Raw genomic sequence first — 18,211 nt, 5'->3', positions numbered from 1 at the left:
TAGGCTGGGACGATGACGTCGCGTCTGCCGCGACATGGAGACGAAAGGTTGCTATTTCATGTGTGGAGTCTGCGGCGAGATCCGCTTCGACGGGTCCGCGCCCGACGTCTCTTCCGTCGACGCGATGACCGCCGCAATGACGCGACGGGGCCCGGACGCCTCCGGGGTCTACATGAAAGGCAATGTGGCGCTGGGGCATCGGCGTCTGAAGATCATCGACCTGTCCGAGCGGGGCGGTCAGCCGATGGTCGATCCCGAGTTGGGGCTGGCGTTGGTGTTCAACGGCTGCATCTACAACTATCAGGAGTTGCGCCACGAACTCGAGGGCAAGGGCTACCGATTCTTCTCCCACGCCGATTCCGAGGTCATCCTCAAGGCCTTTCACGCGTGGGGCGCCGACTGCGTCGAGCGCCTGATCGGGATGTTCGCGTTCGCCGTCGTCGACACCGATTCGGGCACGGTGACCCTGGCTCGCGATCGTCTGGGCATCAAGCCGTTGTATCTGGCGGAAACCCCCGGGCGGTTGCGGTTCGCGTCGTCGTTGCAGGCGCTGCTGCGGGCCGGGGACGTCGACACCTCCATCGACCGGGTCGCGCTGCACCACTATTTCAGCTTTCACGCGGTGGTTCCGGCGCCGCACACCATGTACAACGGCATCCGCAAATTGCCTCCGGCCACCGTCCGGACCATCACCCGCGATGGCCGCAGCACCGAGCGCCGGTACTGGGAGCCGGTGTTCGCCCGACATGCCGATCGGGCCGACTGGGACGAGAAACGCTGGCAGCACGAGTTGATGGATTCCCTGCGCACCTCGGTGCGGCGTCGGATGGTCGCCGACGTCCCGGTCGGGGTGTTGCTGTCCGGGGGCATCGACTCGTCACTGGTGGTGGCGCTGCTGGCCGAGCAGGGCCAGACCGACCTCGCCACATTCAGCATCGGATTCGATTCCGCAGCAGGCGAATCGGGCGATGAGTACGCCTACTCCGATCTCATCGCCGATACCTTCGGCACCGATCATCACAAGATCCACATCGGCACCGACCGGCTGCTGCCCGCCGTCGGCGACACGATCGCCGCAATGAGTGAGCCGATGGTCAGCCACGATTGCGTCGCGTTCTATCTGCTCTCCGAGGAGGTGAGCAAGTCCATCAAGGTGGTGCAGTCCGGGCAGGGTGCCGACGAGATCCTCGGTGGTTACTCCTGGTATCCACCGCTGGCCGGTATCGCGCGCCCGGAGACGACGAAGGCCTACCGTGAGGTCTTCTTCGATCGGTCGCACGAGGAGATCGCCGCGATCCTCGCCGACGACTATCTGTTGGAGGAGCGCGATTTCGACCCCAGTTGGGAGTTCGCACTGGCCCATCAGTCGGCCCCGGGTGCGCACACCTCGGTCGACGCAGCGCTGCGCCTCGATACCACGGTCATGCTGGTCGACGACCCGGTCAAGCGGGTCGACACGATGACCATGGCCTGGGGACTCGAAGCACGCGTGCCGTTCCTCGACCACGAGTTCGTCGAGCTCGCCGCCACCTGCCCGCCGGATCTCAAACTGGCACATGGCGGTAAGGGCGTACTGAAGGAGGCCAGTCGCGCGTTGCTGCCCTCGGCCGTCATCGACCGCACCAAGGGGTACTTTCCGGTGCCGGGTATCCGCCACCTCGAGGGCGAGGTCTTCGATCTCGTCGCCGATGTACTCAAGACGCGCTCAGCAACCGACCGCGGGCTGTACCGGCCGGCCGCGCTCGACCGACTGTTCGCAGATCCCAACGGGATTCGCACTCGCCTCGACGGCAACGAGCTGTGGCAGGTCGCGATGCTCGAGATGTGGTTGCAGACCATGGAAGGTCTCACCGCACCGTGACGCCGTCCGTTCCGCCCGGCGCGCAGGCGTCGACACCCGATTCCATCGCCGCCGGCGTCCCCGACCCCGCGTTCTCGGTGCGCTTCGACGAGAACGGGTGGCACACGTACGGTCCGTCGGTCTCGCCGGACGGGTCGGCATTCGCCTACATCGTCGACGACGGGACCGGTTATCCGCGTGCGGCACAGCGGGTTCTGACTCCCGACGGGGTCGGCGAACTGCGGTGGGTGCGGGTGCCGGCGACCGGACCGGTGCGCAAGCTCGTGCATTCCAGCGACGGACAGTGGCTCGCGGTGGAGTTGGCGCCCGGTGGCGGTGAGCACCACCAGGTGTGGGTCGTGACGACCGATCCCGACGACGAGACCGCTCATCGCGTCGCCGCCATCCGTCCCGACGGCAATCCCTACACCGCGGGTGCGGGGCGGTCTTTCGGTACGGTGACCCTCGTCGGTTGGGACACCGATTGGGTCCTGATCACCGCCACGGCGACCGACGGCACCGCGCACTCGCTGCGGATTCATCCGAGCACGGGCACCACCCAGACCCTCGACGTGCGTGTCGGTGGCGCACTGATCGACTCGTGGAAGGGCGCCACACTGCTGCGTGTCGGCCCGCGCGGTTACCACGACATGCTGCTGTTGCGACGCCGGGATCGCCAGGACGGCACGGGATCGGCCGGTCCGCTCGATGGTCACGTCCGGCGTTCGGCGCGTCCGCTGCGTCCGGCGCCCGCGGTCGGGGCCCGCGAGGACGAGCCGGAGGTCGAGATGAGCACACTGTTGCCCAACGATCCGGGTTCGGTGACCGACGACGGGTACATTCTCGACCAGGGCTTCGACCACCCGTCGCTGGTGTTCGTCGGGCCGCCCGGTGACGCCGAGCGTGATCTCGACTCGGTACAAGCCGTGGTGCGCAGTGACTTCGACGCCAAGTATCCGCGCCTACTCGGTGTGGAGGTGGCCCGCACCGGAACCCGCTTCCGGGTGCTGGCACAGCGCGCGGGCTGCGGCCTCGACGCCTTCGCGGTCTCCCACGACCAATCAACGGTCGCGATGTTGTGGAACACCGACGGGCACAGCGAGTTACAGATCATGACGCTTCCCGATCAGACACTGCACGATCCGATTCCACTGCCGGGTGACGTGGCGTCGGAGTTGTCGATCAGCGCGGCGGGCACTCTCATCGCGGTGACGGTGTCGAGTCCGCAGCGCTCGCCGCTGGTGCATCTGATCAACACCGCGAGCCGGGAGGTCACCCCGGTCCGCGACGACATGGTGACCGGCACCGGCCCGTCGCACACCCTGCGGCCCGAGTTGCACGATTTCTCCGCGCGCGATGGGATGCCGTTGTCGGGCTGGCTGTTTCGGCCAGCACAGCGCTCATCCGACGCCGACGACCGTCCGACCCCGTACCTGTTGTATTTTCACGGTGGCCCCGAGGCACAGACCCGGCCCGACTATCACTTCCTGTTCGGTCCGCTCGTCGACGCCGGCATCGGGGTGTTCGCTCCCAACGTGCGCGGGTCCTCGGGAAACGGGCGTCTGTTCTCACACGCCGACGACCGCTACGGCCGGTACGCGGGGATCGACGACGCGGCCGATTGCGCCGAGTATCTCGTCGATGCCGGTATCGCCGATCCCGACGCGCTCTACGTGTCGGGGCGGTCCTATGGTGGCTATCTGACATTGGCGTGCTTGACTTTTCACCCCCAGCTCTTCGCGGCCGGCATCGCGATCTGCGGTATGAGCGATCTCGAGTCGTTCTTCCGCAACACCGAGCCGTGGATCGCGGTGGCCGCCTACACCAAGTACGGTCATCCGGAGTCAGATCGCGAACTGCTGCGTGACCTGTCCCCGATCCACCGGATCGACGAGGTGTGCGCTCCGTTGCTGGTGATTCACGGCGCCCACGACACCAACGTTCCGGTCAGTGAATCGCAGCAGATCGTGCACGAATTGCGGTCTCGTGGTCGGGTGGCCGAGTTGCTGATGTTCGGTGACGAGGGCCACGAGATCGTCAAGCGCGACAATCAGCAGCGACTGACCAATGCGGTTGCCGATTGGGTCTTGCGTCATCCCTCGGCCGCGGCCGCCCACGCCGAATCGCACCGGCTGGCCCGCGCCGCCGAATTCGGCTGGGATGCCACGGATTCGGTGTCGGATCAGGCCCGGCTGTCGTGAACCGCCGTCGGCCCAATCTCCTGGTCGCGAAGCTCGTCGAGGTCCGATCACATCACGAGCACGCGAACATCGAGGAGGAGTTGCGCCGACTGATCCTCTCCGGTGGCGCACCGCCGGGCACCGTCATTCCCCCGGGTGAGGTCGCCGACGCCTTTCGTGTGAGTCCGATCCCCGTGCGGGAGGCACTCAAGACTCTCGTCGGAGAGGGACTGGTTGTCCACCAGCGCAATTCCGGATATCGGGTGAGTTCGTTGTCGACCGACGAACTCAAGGAGATCTACTTCGTTCGCGGCGTCCTCGAACAGGCCGCGCTCGCCCAGGCCGTCGACCGTGTCTCCGAGGCCGATATCGCAGCCGCACGTGGCTGCCACGAGCAACTGGTGACCGCCACCAAGTGGGGCGACGGCAAGTCGTTTCACGACGTGTCGAGGCAGTTCCACATGTGTCTGACCGCGCCGTGCGCGATGCCACGTTTGTTGTCGATGTTCGAGTCGACGTGGAATCTGACCGAGCCGTTCCAGATCATGCGCAGCGTGAGCTCGGCCACCCAGGAGCTCCTGAACGCCGACCATGCGGCTCTGCTGGACGGATTCACCGCTCGCGACGTCAGCGCCGTACTCGACGTGGCGAATACTCACCACGCTCGCCTGGAGACCGCGATCCTGGAGACCGCGGACCGTCTCGGCCTTCCACCCGAGTGACGGCCGCGCCACCGATCGGATCAGTGCGCACCCGTCCGACGAACGCGGAGCAGCCTGCCGGGGAGTCCGTAATCGTCACCGGCCCAGCAACCTGGCCACCGCCTCCGCTGGCGGCTCACCCGACGACACCGGAAACACCCCACCATCATCACCAACCAAAAAATACGTCCGATCCACCCAAACCTCACCCGGACGATCCCGCACAAACACCCGCCACCCACCATCCACCCGAGACACCACCGCATCCTCCACCACAAACCCCAACACCGGACTCACCGCCACAAACGCCGCCACCCGATCCACCGCCGACCCACCATCACCCACCACAATCGGCCGACCACACACCACCGACGGCTCCGACAAATCCCCAAACATGTCAATCGCCCGCGCCTTCACCTCACCCGCCGTCGCCATCGACGCCTCAAAATCCGCGGCCACGTCACCACACAACACATGCACCACACCCCGCACCGGATCCCGATCCACCACCACCACCAACGCATCAAACAACCACAAAGGCACCGGGTAATCATGGCGAAGCTCTTTAACAAGCCTTAGCACGCGCTTTGTATCAACCATCGACAAATCCGCGAACCGATCATCAATTACCCGTCCCTCAAAGAGGGCAATATCAGTCCAACGAGAATGGCCAGGATCAAAGTGTCCGACCCAGACAAACCTGTCCCAAGGACCATCAGAGAGCTCACCCGAACTGCCCACGACAATTTGACCAATTTGAGCACCAAGACGTTCGAGCAACATTGTCAGCGAGCCGCTTCCAGTCATATCGCATCCGCCCTCTCGATCCTGGACAAGATTTCGCGTTTATAGTACTGACGAGTATAGGTTTGCCGACTTTTATTGTCGAAGGTATCACCGAGCTTAACACCTAGTAATGGCCGACCGGACGCGGCCGAATAGGCTCTACCGGCGACGATCACCTCCTCCGGTCTCTCCCCCACCACCGGCGCATCCAGGTCGATCGTCACCTCCACCCGTGCCCCATACCGGGCGAAATCAGCCCATTCATTCTCCATCACCCGATACGGCTGCGTATTGAAATGCCCGTCCTGAGCAAACATGTTGCGCAACCCCTGCGCCAACACAAACCGGAAACCGAACACATGCCCACCCTGATCGGTGTCGAACACCTCCTGCACACCCTGCCCCCGCGCAGCCCACTCCTGCGCCGCCACCTCCGCACCCGGCCGATCCACCCGATCAAACACCTCACCGATCACCACCGTGCCACCCACCGGCACCTCCACACCGTTCTCCCCGAACGCGGTGATCAACGTCAACTCGTTACCACCCACACCCGTAGTCGTCTCAATCACCCGATTCTCCGGATACACCGGATGCGCACCCACCGGATACTCCAGCTCACGCTCGTGACGGGCCACCTCCCGGAAATCGGCATGCTCCGTTCCCAACCCGTCCGGATCCAGTTTGGGTTCAATACGAGCGGTCCACTCATCGAATACCCTCTCGCGCACCGGCGTCCCGTCAACGCCAACGCCAAGATCGCGCCGCTCGATCACGCTCACCGGCTCGCCACGCCCCGGGTCGATCCACCGTGACCGCGGGCCGGCACCGACCTCACCGACCTCGAGCGCGGCATGCAGGCCTGCCTCCCCGAACAACGGGTGAACCGCAGTGCCATCCGGGTGGAAGTAGCCCGCCACGACGATGCCGACGTTCTCTTCACCCCAATGCGGCGGCCACCCCGACCGCGCCCCGGTCACCAGGTCAACGAGGTGGACGGCCCCGGCGTCGTTGACCGCAACGTATGCGTGTCCGCCCAGCCCCTCCGCATCGCCGGCCCACCGTGACGCGATGAGCGCCTGCGCACCGTCACCGAGGTCGAGCAGAGTGTCGTGGATACCCGCATACGAGTCCGGCAGAGCCTCCGAGCCGATCGCCTCGAACAGATCGCGCGCGGCGATCCCCACCGCAGTGGGTTCGTTGGGCAGCACGAACTCATGCCCGGTCGTCTCCGACAAGTAGTCGAGCACGTCGGCGGCACACGTCTCCGCGCCCGACTCCGGTTCGTAGGGGTCGTGGGCCGCGGTGTGGCCATCGGGCGCCACGCCACCTCCCACAAGCCCCCGGTCTGTGACGTCGGAGCCCGCCTGCGGGTTGCCGCCGCCGCCCTTCGCCGTGGCTACCGGCTCACCCGCAGAACGCGACGGCCGCCCTCCGCCGACATCCGACGCCTGTGGCCGTCCGAGTTCCTCGGGCACCCGCGACGACCGCGGCTCCTGCGTCCGCGGCTCCGGCGCCGTCTTTCCCGATTCCGGTTGGCGGGCAGGCTCCTTCGATACCTGAGCGGTGTCCCGGCCCGTACCGCCGGACCTCTCCGAGCCTGCGGCCGTCTCCGTCGAATGGGCACGACCCGGCGGCGCGTCGGGCACGGGTGTCGCGGGCGATGGTGTGCCGGCCGATCCGGCCCGGTCGTCCGGTTCGGCGGTCGTGCCACTCGGGCCACCCGACTCATCAGCGGTCGGTGTGTTCGCGGCCCGTAGGTCACTGGGGCCGGGTGCCGGTTCATCGCCGCCCACGTGCGTGGGCGTCGGCGCCGGTTGCGCACCACCGACATCGGTGACGGGCGTGCCCCGCTCCCCCTCCGGCGGCACCGCCCCGACAGCCGGTTCCGATCGGGTCACGGGCGTGACCGGAGAATCGGCGATGCGGGCCACCGGGGTGCCCGCGCCCCCGCCCGACCGGGCGCCGTCCGCGCCCGACGTCAACGAAGCACTCGGACGCGGCGAAGCATCCGTTCTCGGTGCCACCCCCGCCGACCGTGCGTCACCCGCCGTCGCCGTACCACTTCCGGATGCCGACGACGCCGTCGGCGCCACTGCCGGGCCCGCCGTCGATGCACCGGACGTGGCGCCCCGATCCCCCGCGCCGGCGTCGGATGGCGGGTGAGGGGCCGACTCCATGGCGCGCCCGCCCGAATCGGTTCCCCCCGTCGACTCCTGCACACCACGAGCCGTGCTGTCACCGGCCTCGTGACTCGCGGGACCAGTCGCCGTCGTACCCGACTCCGGGTGTACCCCAGCCGTGTCGCCGACGGTGTCCACCGAAGCCCCGCCCCGGTGGAGTTCGGCCATCAGATCAGGCGACAACTCGCCTTCTGCGAGACCTGAATTCGGCTGCTCACCGGCGGTGTCGGGCGTGTTGGCATGAAGTTCTCGGCCGAGCGCATCGACACCACCGAAGACCATCCCGGCCTGTACCGCAGACCCGAGGTCGACATGTCCGGTCGTGATCTCCTGCGCCCCAACCATTCCGGCGGTGTTGGCCACCACACCCTGCGCATAGTTGCGGATCACCCCGTCGACGTTCGGGGCGATCCGTCCCAGACCTGCCCCGACACCGCCGGCGAGCACACCGGTGATCGCCGCGGATTCGGCGTCGGCACCCACACGGCCCCAATCGATCCCGTGCCGTGTGCCCTGCAGGTTTTGGATTCCCTGGACGGCCAGATCCATGCCGGACGAGATCGCGGAGTTCAGGGCCGCGCCGACCACCATGTTGAACGCCATGTCGGCGATCACGCGCGCCACCTGCTCACTGACGATGCGCCCGAGCGTCTCGAGCACCAGTCGCGTGATCACCGCGCGCGTGGCGGTGATGGCCACCGCCACCTCGGCCGGCGCCGACCAGTTGAGCCATGCGGTTGCCATCAACGTGACGATCGTGGCCGCCAGCACGATCAGGTTCGCGATGTACATCTCCTTGGTGAACTGGACCTCGGTGCCCATGTTCTCCAAGCCGTCGGCCAACGACCGCACCTGCGAGACCAGCGTCTGGATCGACGCGTCCCCCGAGGTGAGCGACGAGTATTCGGTCTCCATCGCCTCACGTGTACGACCTTCGATGTTGTCGAGCGCGGTCGAGATCGCCGTGCGCGTCGACGAGAGCGACTCCGACTCCAGGCCGTCGGCCACCTCACGGAACTGCTGCGCGAGCCGGCGCAGCGCGTCCTCGTCACCGTCGGGGAACTTCTCGCCCATCTTGTCGCCGAGCCACGTCAGCCAGCCCGGCAACCCGATGGTCACCGCCGCGCCCCACGGCGCGCGCGATCACCCACCAAAACCCTGATCAGCCCGCGTGACCGACTCGGCGACCCGCGTCACCGCCTCGCCCTCGTTGTTCAGCTTGGTCGCCATGTTCGACAGGTTGGTCAATACTTGATGCAGGTCGGGTACGAACTTCGACGAGAAGGCACTGCCCAGTTTGTCCTCACCCCAGGGGGCGCCGCCCTCGTCGAGCTTGGCGGACTGCTCGGACACACTGCTCGCGGCCTCGGCGAACCGATCGGCGGCGCCGGCGAACTCCGGCCGCATCCAGAAATCGGACATTCTTCCCCCACAGTCGAATTCACGTCTCACAACTGGTTATCGAAGCTAACACACCGACGTGGCGGCGGCAGGTCGCCGGCGTTCGGGCACACCGGGCACAATGGCGGCCATGGGTTCGCCTCTCGACTTCGAATCGATCATCGACGAGATCGCCGGCAGCGTGCATCGATTCCGCAACGAGACCGCCGCGATCACCGAGCGCCTGCGCGCGCTCACCGCCGACGCGTGGTCATCCGACGAGCACGTCCGTATCTGGGTCAATGCCCGCGGCGTGGTCATCGACACCCACATCGACCTCGACGATCTGCACACCGTCACCCCCGACGAGCTGGCCGCCTCGGTCACCGAGGCCACACAGAAAGCCGCACGCGCGGTCGCGGCGAAGGCCACGGCGCTGCAGAATCAGCTCTGGGAGCACGCCACCAAGGACGGCCCCCGAATCGAGGGTCTCGAACAGTTCCGCGGCATCGAACCCGAGGTGTCGCTGGCGCCACCGAATGCCGAGGAGCGCCGCCGCCGAACCACCTGACGGCCGGGGAGAATATATCCGTCGAGTAATCGTCGGGTAACAAAGCGTTCGTAGGTTGTTCCTCAACCATTCGTGTGAGGAGCCAATCCCATGTCCGCAACCACCGACTCCGCTGCGGCGCAGACGCATCACAGCGCCGCGGGCGACAGTGTCATCAAGCCCGGCTATGACCCATCTCTGACCAACGAGGACCTCGCTCCACTCAAAGAGCAGAAGTGGACCTGGTACAACATCTTCGCGTTTTGGATGTCCGATGTGCACAGCGTCGGCGGATACGTGTTCGCGGGCAGCCTCTTCGCGCTCGGCATCGCCGCCTGGCAGGTCCTCGTGGCACTGCTCGTCGGCATCGTGGCGGTCAACCTGCTGTGCAATCTCGTCGCCAAGCCCTCGCAGAAAGCAGGCGTGCCCTATCCGGTGACGACGCGAATCTGCTTCGGCGTCAAGGGCGCCAACATCCCGGCGATCATCCGCGGTGTCATCGCGGTGGTCTGGTACGGCATCCAGACCTATCTCGCCTCAGTCGCCTTCGGCCTGCTGGCGTTGAAGTTCTGGCCGTCCCTGGAGCAGTACGGCGACACCGGAACACACTCGTTCCTGGGTCTGTCGCCGTTGGGCTGGGCCGGCTTCGTCCTGATGTGGGTGCTGCAGGCGATCGTCTTCTGGAACGGCATGGACACCATCCGCAAGTTCATCGACTTCTGCGGTCCTGCAGTGTATGTCGTGATGATCGCGCTGGCGGCGTACCTCATCGTCAAGGCCGGATGGAGCAATGTCCACTTCGATCTGTCGGAAGGGTCGGGAACCACCGGCTGGGCGTCGGTGACGGCGATGATCAGTGCGTTCGCCCTTGTGGTGTCGTACTTCTCGGGCCCGATGCTCAACTTCGGCGACTTCTCCCGCTACGGCAAGACCTTCGGTGAGGTCAAGAAGGGCAACTTCTGGGGTCTGCCGGTCAACTTCTTGTTCTTCTCCCTCCTCGTGGTCTGCACGGTCTCGGCCGGCGCCACCGTGATCGGCCGGGACAGCGACGGCAAGATCGTCACCGACCCGGTCCACATCGTCGACCAGATCGACAACACCACCGCCGCCGTGTTGGGCGTGCTGACCTTCGCCATCGCCACCATCGGCATCAACATCGTCGCGAACTTCGTCTCCCCCGCCTTCGACTTCTCCAACGTCGCACCGACCAAGATCACCTGGCGGATGGGCGGAATGATCGCCGCGGTCGGTTCGGTGCTCATCACCCCGTGGAATCTGTTCAACAACGCCAGCGCGATCCACTACACGATGGATACGCTCGGCGCGGTGATCGGACCGCTGTTCGGCATCCTGATCGCCGACTTCTATCTCGTCAGAAAGCAACAGATCGTGGTCGACGACCTGTTCACCCGCAAGCCCGAAGGCGCCTACTTCTACCGCAACGGCTGGAATCCGGTGGCGGTGATCTCGGTGATCCTCGCCTCGATCCTGCCGATCTCCTTCGTCATCTGGGGCACCGCCTACGAGGCCAGCTTCACCTGGTTCATGGGCGCGGGCGCCGGGCTGGTCATCTACTACCTCGGAATGCGGTTGGCCCCCAACGAATTCGTGTACGGGCGTGCGGCTGCTCCGGGCGGCGTCACCGCGCACTCGACCAGTGACATCTCGGTGGCGGCCGACGGCACGATGAGTCTCGACGACCAACCGACCACCGTCTCGGTCGGCGACGGCGAGGACGACGGGGGCACCGCGTCGGTGACGACAGCATGACGACGCCGGTGGCAGCGGGACCGATCGACATGGTGAACTCGCTGCCATGAGGCTCGTCGTCATCAACCCCAACACCACCGCAGAGATGACCGCGGTGATCTCGGCCGCCGCCCGCTCCGTCGCACGGGCCGACGCCGAGATCGTCGCGGTCACCTCCGCGACCGGCCCCGAATCCATCGAAAGTCATTACGACGAGGCGCTCGCGGTGCCCGGCGTCCTCGATGCGATCGCCGCCCACCCCGACGCCGACGGTTACCTGCTGGCCTGCTTCGGCGACCCGGGACTCGATGCGGCCCGCGAGGTCGCCGTCGCACCGGTACTCGGAATCGCCGAGGCCGCAGTACATCTCGCGGCCCCGCTCGGCCGCGGGTTCTCCATCGTCACCACCTTGTCGCGCACCATTGGCAGGGCACGAGACCTGGTCTCGCACTACGGTTTCAGCGATCGCTGTCTCGGTATCCACGCATGCGAGATCCCGGTGCTCGACCTCGAATCCAACCCCGACACCGAGGCCATCCTCGCCAAGGCCTGCGCGCAGGCACTCGCCGACGACGGCTCCGACGCCATCGTCCTGGGCTGTGCCGGCATGGCCGATCTGGCGGCGCGGATGTCCTCGCAGATCGGTGCGCCCGTCGTCGACGGGGTCGCCGCGGGGGTCGGCATGCTCTCGGCGATGGCGGCGATGGGGCTGCGGACCGGTACCGCGTCCGGAGAGTTCGCCTCGCCACCACCCAAGCGCTACAGCGGGGTGCTGCACCACTGGGGTGCTCCGGGGTGAGACATCCCGCAGCGGGCATGCCGGGCGGCGGTGCACCGATGACCGGTGCACGGGTGGGACGCCGGACACGGTTCGGCGACCCGATAGGGTGTGCGCCATGGATGTCTGCCCCGACGACGAGTTGACGCGTGCCGCGTTGCGCGCGGCAACCGGCGACCGGGCGGCGCTGACGGCATTCATCCGCGCCACACAGAAGGACGTCTGGCGGTTCATCGCGCACCTCGGGCACGCGAGCACCGCCGACGATCTCACCCAGGAGACCTATCTGCGGGCGATGAAGAGCATCTCCCGCTTCCGGGCCGAGGCCAGCGCCAAGACGTGGCTGTTGTCGATCGCGCGACGGGTCTGCGCCGACGAGGTCCGGCACGACCGGTCGCGCCCGCGGGTCAGCCCAGGCGTCGACTGGATCTCGGCCGCCGAGGCCCGCACCTCCCGTCCCCGCTGGGAGGACATGGTGGAGGTGAACCTCCTCCTCGAGGATCTGCCCGCCGAACGTCGTGAAGCGCTCGTCCTCACCCAGATCCTCGGCCTGTCCTATCAAGAAGCCGCCGAGGTCACCGGCACCCCGATCGGCACCATCCGCTCCCGCGTCGCCCGGGCTCGCGAATACCTGATCGCCGCGTCGACACCGCACCGTCGATCGGTCTGAGGCCTGACGTCGCGCACTCATCTCGCGCTGTGACGCAGACCACTCGACTCGTCGGGAACCAGACGGTGTACGTCACCGACCTATCCTGAGGACGAGTGTGCGTGAGGCTCCGACGGTCCCGAGAGGCGAGGTGACCCGGGACGCCGGAGGCGAGAGATCGAGGATGATGTGACCACCCTGCACGACGTGAATCCGCACCACGATGCGAACTCCGGGGCCACTGCGAACTCCGGTGCCGGTGCGAACCCCGGGGCCATTGGGGCCGACGACCCGGCGATCGACCAGCGGCGTCAGCTCGACGTCACCGGCATGACCTGCGGGGCATGCGCGGCTCGCGTGGAGCGCAAACTCAACAAGGTCGACGGCGTGAAGGCATCGGTCAACTACGCGACGCGGGTGGCGACCATCGAGGCGCCGGCACAGGTGAGCACCGAGGACCTCTGCGCCGTCGTCGACAAGGCCGGCTACGGCGCGACCCCCCGCCCGCAGGTGCCCACCACGATTCCCGACACCGACGCCGCCGACGCGAAACGCCTGTTCCGGCGACTGGCCGTCGCGGTGGTGCTGTTCGTGCCGCTCGCCGATCTGTCCATCGTGTTCGCGGTGGTGCCCTCGACGCGGTTCACCGGCTGGCAGTGGCTGCTCATCGCGATGGCCGCACCGATCGTCACCTGGTGTGCCTGGCCCTTCTACCGGGTCGCGGCGAAGAATCTACGCACCGGGGCTGCGACCATGGAAACGCTGGTCACCCTGGGTGTGCTGGCCGCGACCGGCTGGTCGTTGTACTCGATGTTCACCACCGACCCCAACGCCACCACCCACGGTGTGTGGGATGCCATCTGGAGCAGCGACTCGATCTACCTCGAGGTCGCCACGGGTGTGACCGTCCTCGTCCTGGCCGGCCGGTACTTCGAGGCGCGCGCCCGCTCACGAGCCGGTGGCGCACTGCGGGCGCTCGCGGCGATCGGCGCGAAGGACGTCGCGGTGCTCCTGTCCGACGGCCGCGAGATGCGCATCCCCGCCGAAGAACTCTCCGAAGAGCAACGCTTCGTCGTGCGGCCCGGCGAGACCGTCGGCACCGATGGCCTGGTGATCGAGGGCAGCGCGGCCATCGACATGAGCGCGATGACCGGTGAATCCCGGCCTGTCGAGGTCACCCCCGGCGAGGCCGTCATCGGCGGCACCACCGTCCTCAACGGACGGCTCATCGTCGAGGCCGCCGCGGTGGGCGCCGACACCGCCTTCGCCGGGATGATGCGGCTGGTCGAGGAGGCCCAGTCCGGCAAGGCCCGGGCCCAACGCCTCGCCGACCGGATCGCCGGGGTGTTCGTCCCGATCGTCGTGGCCCTGTCCCTGGTGACCCTGGCCGTCTGGCTGGGTCTCGGTCAGCCCGCCGACCGCGCGGTGTCGGCGGCCCTGGCCGTGCTGATCATCGCCTGCCCGTGCGCACTGGGATTGGCCACACCGATCGCGGTGATGGTGGCCACCGGACGCGGTGCGCAGCTCGGCATCTTCCTCAAGGGCCACCAGACCCTCGACACCTCACGTCTGATCGACACCGTCGTCTTCGACAAGACCGGCACCGTCACCGAGGGCACACTGTCGGTCGAATCGATCCATCCTGCACCGGGATTCGACGCCGATGAGGTCCTCGCACGAGCCGCGGCGGTCGAGGCGGCCTCCGAACACGCCGTCGGCGCCGCGATCGCCGCCGCGGTGACCGAAGAACACCGCGCCGAGGTCACCGACTTCACCACCGAACCCGGACGCGGCGTCAGCGGCATCGTCGACGGCCACCGGGTCCGCGTCGGCTCGCCCCGATGGGCCTCGCATGCGCTGGTGGTGCCCGCCGAGCTGGCCCGCGCCCGACGCGACGCCGAAGCACAGGGCAAGACCGTGGTCTACGTCGTCGTCGACGATGTGCCCGCCGCGGCCATCGCTGTCGGCGACACCATCAAGACGTCGGCGGCCACCGCGATCGCCGCGCTCAAGGCCGCCGGCCTGCGCACGATCCTGCTGACCGGTGACAACGAGGGCGCCGCCCGTGCGGTCGCCGAGGCGGTGGGCGTCGACGACGTCATCGCCGAGGTACTGCCCGATGAGAAGGTCGAGACCCTGCGCGCGCTGCAGGACGAGGGGCATTCGGTCGCGATGGTCGGCGACGGCATCAACGACGGCCCGGCACTCGCGACCGCCGACCTCGGGCTCGCGATCGGCCGCGGCACCGACGTCGCGATCGGCGCCGCAGACGTCATCCTGGTCCGCGACGACCTCCGGGCCGTACCGGCCGCGCTCAGCCTCGCCGGGGCCACCCAGCGCACCATCCGCACCAACCTGGTGTGGGCGTTCGGCTACAACGTCGCCGCGATCCCGATCGCGGCGCTCGGCGTCCTCAACCCGCTGATCGCCGGTGCCGCGATGGCGCTGTCGTCGCTGTTCGTCGTCACCAACAGCCTGCGGCTGCAACACTTCGGCGAATCCCGACGCTGAGCGGCTTCAGCTCCCACGGACGCTGACGGGCGGCACCCGCGGTTCTTCCGTCAGCGTTTCGTTCTTCCCCGGGAAATTTCCCGCGGACGAACGGATTTCTTCGGGAAGAACACGGCGCGCCGGTGGGGACCAGCCCACGTCACCGCCGGGCACGCACCGTCAACCCGACGGTCACCAGCATCGCGGCGACAAACAAGCAGATCGTCACCACCGACCCATGGGTCACGACCATCGACACGGCCAGCGCACCGGACGCGAAGGCCGCACCACCGGCCATCAACCACCATGTGCGCGAAGAACTCTCGCTCCCCCGCGCCGGCGGCGCAGCGGTGTCTGCGCGCGCCGCGATCATCATCTCGACGAGATCGGGGCCCTCGTTACCACGCACCACCCGCAGCGGCTCACCGATCTCCGGAATCGTGAAACGCTGCAACGCCTGATACCACTGCGCGCAGTCGGCGCATCCGGCCACGTGTTCGTCCACACGCGCCGACGGAACGGTCTCCCGTTCTCCGTCGACACGCGCCGACAGCGCCTCCCGCGCGACCTCGCACCGCATGAATCCATTGTCCCGTCACGGTCAAGTCAGGCTCCGGCCCGGCACATTCACCGGCTCCGCTCGGCCACATCACCGGCTCCGCCTCAGCCACATCACCGGCTCCGCCTCAGCGACGTGTCCGGGCCAGCTCCTCGAGCATCTTGTTGTAATCGTCGAGCTCGGAGTCCTCGTAGGTTTCGGCATGCCGATCGGCCCGGCGCGCCTCCCGTCGATCCGACTTGGCCCACTGCGTCACGATCGCGATGACGACGAGCACCACCGGGACCTCGCTGGCGCCCCACGCGATCGCCCCGCCGAGCCACTGGTCGTGCAGCAGATCGGTGACCCAGGGCAGACCGAGCTGGCTGTAGAACTCGCCGCCGGTCACCGACGACATCGTCATCAGCGCGATACCGAAGAACGCGTGAAAAGGCATGACCGCGAACAGCAATCCGATGCGCGCCAGGTACGGGATGCGCCGGGGTCCGGGGTCGATACCGATGATCACCCAATAGAAGAGGTAGCCGACGATGATGAAGTGGATCGTCAGCAGCACGTGACCCCAGTGGTAGCGGACAAACGTGCCGAAGATGGCGGTGAAGTACACCACGTAGAGCGACAACACGAACAACAGCAACGCGACCGCCGGATTCGACAGCACCCTGGTCACCTTGGAGTGCAGCACCCAGAGCAGCCATTCGCGCGGCCCGGGAGGGCGCGAACCGGCCGTCGGCAGAGCGCGCAGGGCCAGGGTCGCCGGCGCACCCAGCACCAGCAGCACCGGCGCGAACATGTTGAGCGCCATGTGTTCTGCCATGTGCACGCTGAACATCGCCGAACCGTAGGCACGCACCCCCGACCCGGTCACGACGACGAGGACCAGACAGCCCAGCATCCACGAGAGGGTGCGACCCCACGGCCACTCGTCACCCCGGCGACGCAGCCGCAACACCCCGATCCCGTACAGCACGGCCGCGGCAATGGCCGCGGTGCCGACGAGGAAGTCGAATCGCCAGAAGGTGGCCAGCCGCCACGCGGTCGGCGGTCCCGGCAATTCGTAGCCGAGGAACACATCCCACGCGGTGAACGGGTGCGCGAGCAGTCCGGGCGCCACCCGGGTGTCCATGATCGCCCAGGACACGTACACCGCCGCCATCACCGCGACGGCCGCCATCTCGATCCGCCACAGCCGTGTCGCGCCCGGCGCCGACCACAGCGCGACGACGCTCGACGCGGTGGCCGCGATCAACCCCACCACCATCACCACCGAGGTCACCCCGAAGGTCGTGGTGAACAGGTAGCGCACCGGCACCAGGAACGCGATCAGGATCACCCCGGAGATCAGCGCCAGCACATCGGCGACGCCGACGATCCAGGTGTGCCGGCGTTCGAGGATCACGCGGTCGGCCTCGGGCGTCACGGTCGGGGCGGCCACGTACGCGACGCGGTATCCGATGGAGACGGCCATGGCCAGCACCAGGACGATCACCAGGCTGGTGCCGTAATCGTGGTTGGGTCCCTGCGCACCGTTGCCGGCCATCGGCAACGCGGCGACGGCGATTCCGGTGGGGATCAGCAGAACCGCGTGCGCAATCCAGGACAGGAAGAATCGGACGGCGATCGCGACGACGGTGGCGAAGATCGCGACCACCAGCCAGGCCACCGCCTCCTCGCTGATGCCGATCGCCTCGAACAGGGTTCCCGACGACACGAGCTTGCCGAGTGGGAGACCGTACCCGTCGGATGCGGCGACGCCGACCATCAGCCAGGCCACCACCGCCCACACCGGCGTTGCGCGCGAGACGAAAAGGTGCGCGCGATAGACGGTGGCGTCGATGATGCCGTCGGAATCCGGTCGCGACCCGGCGACCACGAACGCCAATGCTCCCAAACACAGCGCGGCAAGGGTGGCGCCGACGAAGTATCCGGCCACATCGAGTACCGCGGTGGTCAGACCCGGGTACGGGTCGCCGCGCTCGATGTGGCGGGTCGGACCCGACACCAGCGCGTAGAGGACCACGACCAGCAATCCGGCGGCGAGTACCGCGCCCACCCAGCGCACCGCGGCGACGTTCGATCGTCGCGCCGTCCCCACAGACGCAGCACCGGCGGCCACCGGATTGTCGGTGGGAACAGCGGTCCCGGCGGGCGGGGTTCCGACAGGCGCCGTGTCGACGGTCGCGGCAGTGTCGGTCGAGGTCGGCGGCACGCCGGGATCGGCGTGGGCATCGTCAGGGGCGGTCACAACAATGTCTCCTAGCAACGCCGCTGCGAGACGGCATCGTCGTCAGTCTACGACGCGGCGTAGGCGAACCGACCACGCCGCCGAGGCCCGCATCGGCGTCACGTGACGAGAACCACCCGGG

At 67.4% G+C, this 18,211-nt stretch carries 12 protein-coding genes and 1 pseudogene; 8 read left to right on the top strand and 5 right to left on the bottom strand.

The genetic code is table 11. The features are described from left to right. Nucleotides 1–58 precede the first annotated feature (58 nt). From QNM97_RS04790 to QNM97_RS04780, 3 genes are read left to right on the top strand one after another with little or no spacing between them, the layout of a single operon-like run. Nucleotides 59–1,861, top strand: a complete 1,803-nt coding sequence (locus QNM97_RS04790) for an N-acetylglutaminylglutamine amidotransferase (RefSeq protein WP_283821827.1) — start codon at nt 59–61, stop codon at nt 1,859–1,861. Further along, nucleotides 1,858–4,041, top strand: a complete 2,184-nt coding sequence (locus QNM97_RS04785; protein ID WP_283821826.1) for a S9 family peptidase — start codon at nt 1,858–1,860, stop codon at nt 4,039–4,041. The genes QNM97_RS04790 and QNM97_RS04785 overlap by 4 nt, the downstream gene beginning before the upstream one ends. Next, nucleotides 4,038–4,742, top strand: a complete 705-nt coding sequence (locus tag QNM97_RS04780) for a GntR family transcriptional regulator (protein ID WP_283821825.1) — start codon at nt 4,038–4,040, stop codon at nt 4,740–4,742. The genes QNM97_RS04785 and QNM97_RS04780 overlap by 4 nt, the downstream gene beginning before the upstream one ends. 75 nt (nt 4,743–4,817) lie before the next feature. Here the strand turns inward: QNM97_RS04780 and QNM97_RS04775 are convergent, their stop codons facing one another. The 3 genes from QNM97_RS04775 to QNM97_RS04765 are packed head-to-tail and all read right to left on the bottom strand — an operon-like array spanning nt 4,818 to nt 9,112. After that, nucleotides 4,818–5,528 carry a hypothetical protein gene (locus tag QNM97_RS04775; RefSeq protein ID WP_283821824.1) on the bottom strand — a complete coding sequence of 237 codons (711 nt, stop codon included), beginning with the start codon at nt 5,526–5,528 and terminating at the stop codon, nt 4,818–4,820. Then, entirely contained in the window at nt 5,525–8,809 is a 3,285-nt protein-coding gene (locus tag QNM97_RS04770; protein ID WP_283821823.1) for a WXG100-like domain-containing protein, read from the bottom strand. Before QNM97_RS04770 ends, QNM97_RS04775 begins: the two co-directional genes overlap by 4 nt. A 24-nt stretch (nt 8,810–8,833) precedes the next feature. After that, entirely contained in the window at nt 8,834–9,112 is a 279-nt protein-coding gene (locus QNM97_RS04765; RefSeq protein WP_006367892.1) for a hypothetical protein, read from the bottom strand. Nucleotides 9,113–9,221: 109 nt separating this feature from the next. Between QNM97_RS04765 and QNM97_RS04760 the strand changes: the two genes are divergently transcribed. The 5 genes from QNM97_RS04760 to QNM97_RS04740 all read left to right on the top strand — a co-directional run bounded on the left by QNM97_RS04760 (nt 9,222) and on the right by QNM97_RS04740 (nt 15,307). Beyond that, the gene (locus QNM97_RS04760) at nt 9,222–9,641 is read left to right on the top strand and encodes a YbaB/EbfC family nucleoid-associated protein (protein ID WP_006367891.1); all 420 of its coding nucleotides are present in this window, start codon (nt 9,222–9,224) and stop codon (nt 9,639–9,641) included. 90 nt (nt 9,642–9,731) lie between these two features. Beyond that, entirely contained in the window at nt 9,732–11,390 is a 1,659-nt protein-coding gene (locus QNM97_RS04755; RefSeq protein WP_006367890.1) for an NCS1 family nucleobase:cation symporter-1, read from the top strand. A gap of 46 nt (nt 11,391–11,436) precedes the next feature. Next, nucleotides 11,437–12,168 carry an aspartate/glutamate racemase family protein gene (locus QNM97_RS04750; protein WP_283821822.1) on the top strand — a complete coding sequence of 244 codons (732 nt, stop codon included), beginning with the start codon at nt 11,437–11,439 and terminating at the stop codon, nt 12,166–12,168. A 97-nt stretch (nt 12,169–12,265) separates the two neighbouring features. Beyond that, nucleotides 12,266–12,817, top strand: coding sequence for a sigma-70 family RNA polymerase sigma factor (locus QNM97_RS04745; protein WP_283821821.1), 552 nt, complete (start codon nt 12,266–12,268; stop codon nt 12,815–12,817). Between the two features lie 168 nt (nt 12,818–12,985). Then, nucleotides 12,986–15,307, top strand: coding sequence for a heavy metal translocating P-type ATPase (locus QNM97_RS04740; RefSeq protein WP_283821820.1), 2,322 nt, complete (start codon nt 12,986–12,988; stop codon nt 15,305–15,307). Between the two features lie 439 nt (nt 15,308–15,746). Here QNM97_RS04740 and QNM97_RS26505 read toward each other — a convergent pair. Beyond that, a pseudogene (locus QNM97_RS26505) lies at nt 15,747–15,866 on the bottom strand (zf-HC2 domain-containing protein); the annotation flags it as partial. A 106-nt stretch (nt 15,867–15,972) separates the two neighbouring features. Then, nucleotides 15,973–18,090 (bottom strand): cytochrome c oxidase assembly protein, encoded by a 2,118-nt coding sequence (locus QNM97_RS04730; RefSeq protein WP_502874992.1) that lies wholly within the window; start codon nt 18,088–18,090, stop codon nt 15,973–15,975. Between the last annotated feature and the right edge of the window lie 121 nt (nt 18,091–18,211).

The sequence above is a fragment of the Gordonia sp. L191 genome, assembly GCF_030077625.1.
Lineage (GTDB): Bacteria > Actinomycetota > Actinomycetes > Mycobacteriales > Mycobacteriaceae > Gordonia > Gordonia polyisoprenivorans_A.
Note: the sequence above shows the minus strand (reverse complement) of the source record. Positions and strands in the feature narration are given on the sequence as shown.

What these genes read in the sequence shown, in the direction of transcription:
- QNM97_RS04790 (WP_283821827.1), top strand. Translation starts at nt 59, where the DNA reads ATGTGTGGAGTCTGCGGCGAGATCCGCTTCGACGGGTCCGCGCCCGAC.
- QNM97_RS04750 (WP_283821822.1), top strand. Translation starts at nt 11,437, where the DNA reads ATGAGGCTCGTCGTCATCAACCCCAACACCACCGCAGAGATGACCGCG.
- QNM97_RS04765 (WP_006367892.1), bottom strand. Translation starts at nt 9,112, where the DNA reads ATGTCCGATTTCTGGATGCGGCCGGAGTTCGCCGGCGCCGCCGATCGG.
- QNM97_RS04755 (WP_006367890.1), top strand. Translation starts at nt 9,732, where the DNA reads ATGTCCGCAACCACCGACTCCGCTGCGGCGCAGACGCATCACAGCGCC.
- QNM97_RS04760 (WP_006367891.1), top strand. Translation starts at nt 9,222, where the DNA reads ATGGGTTCGCCTCTCGACTTCGAATCGATCATCGACGAGATCGCCGGC.
- QNM97_RS04775 (WP_283821824.1), bottom strand. Translation starts at nt 5,528, where the DNA reads ATGACTGGAAGCGGCTCGCTGACAATGTTGCTCGAACGTCTTGGTGCT.
- QNM97_RS04745 (WP_283821821.1), top strand. Translation starts at nt 12,266, where the DNA reads ATGGATGTCTGCCCCGACGACGAGTTGACGCGTGCCGCGTTGCGCGCG.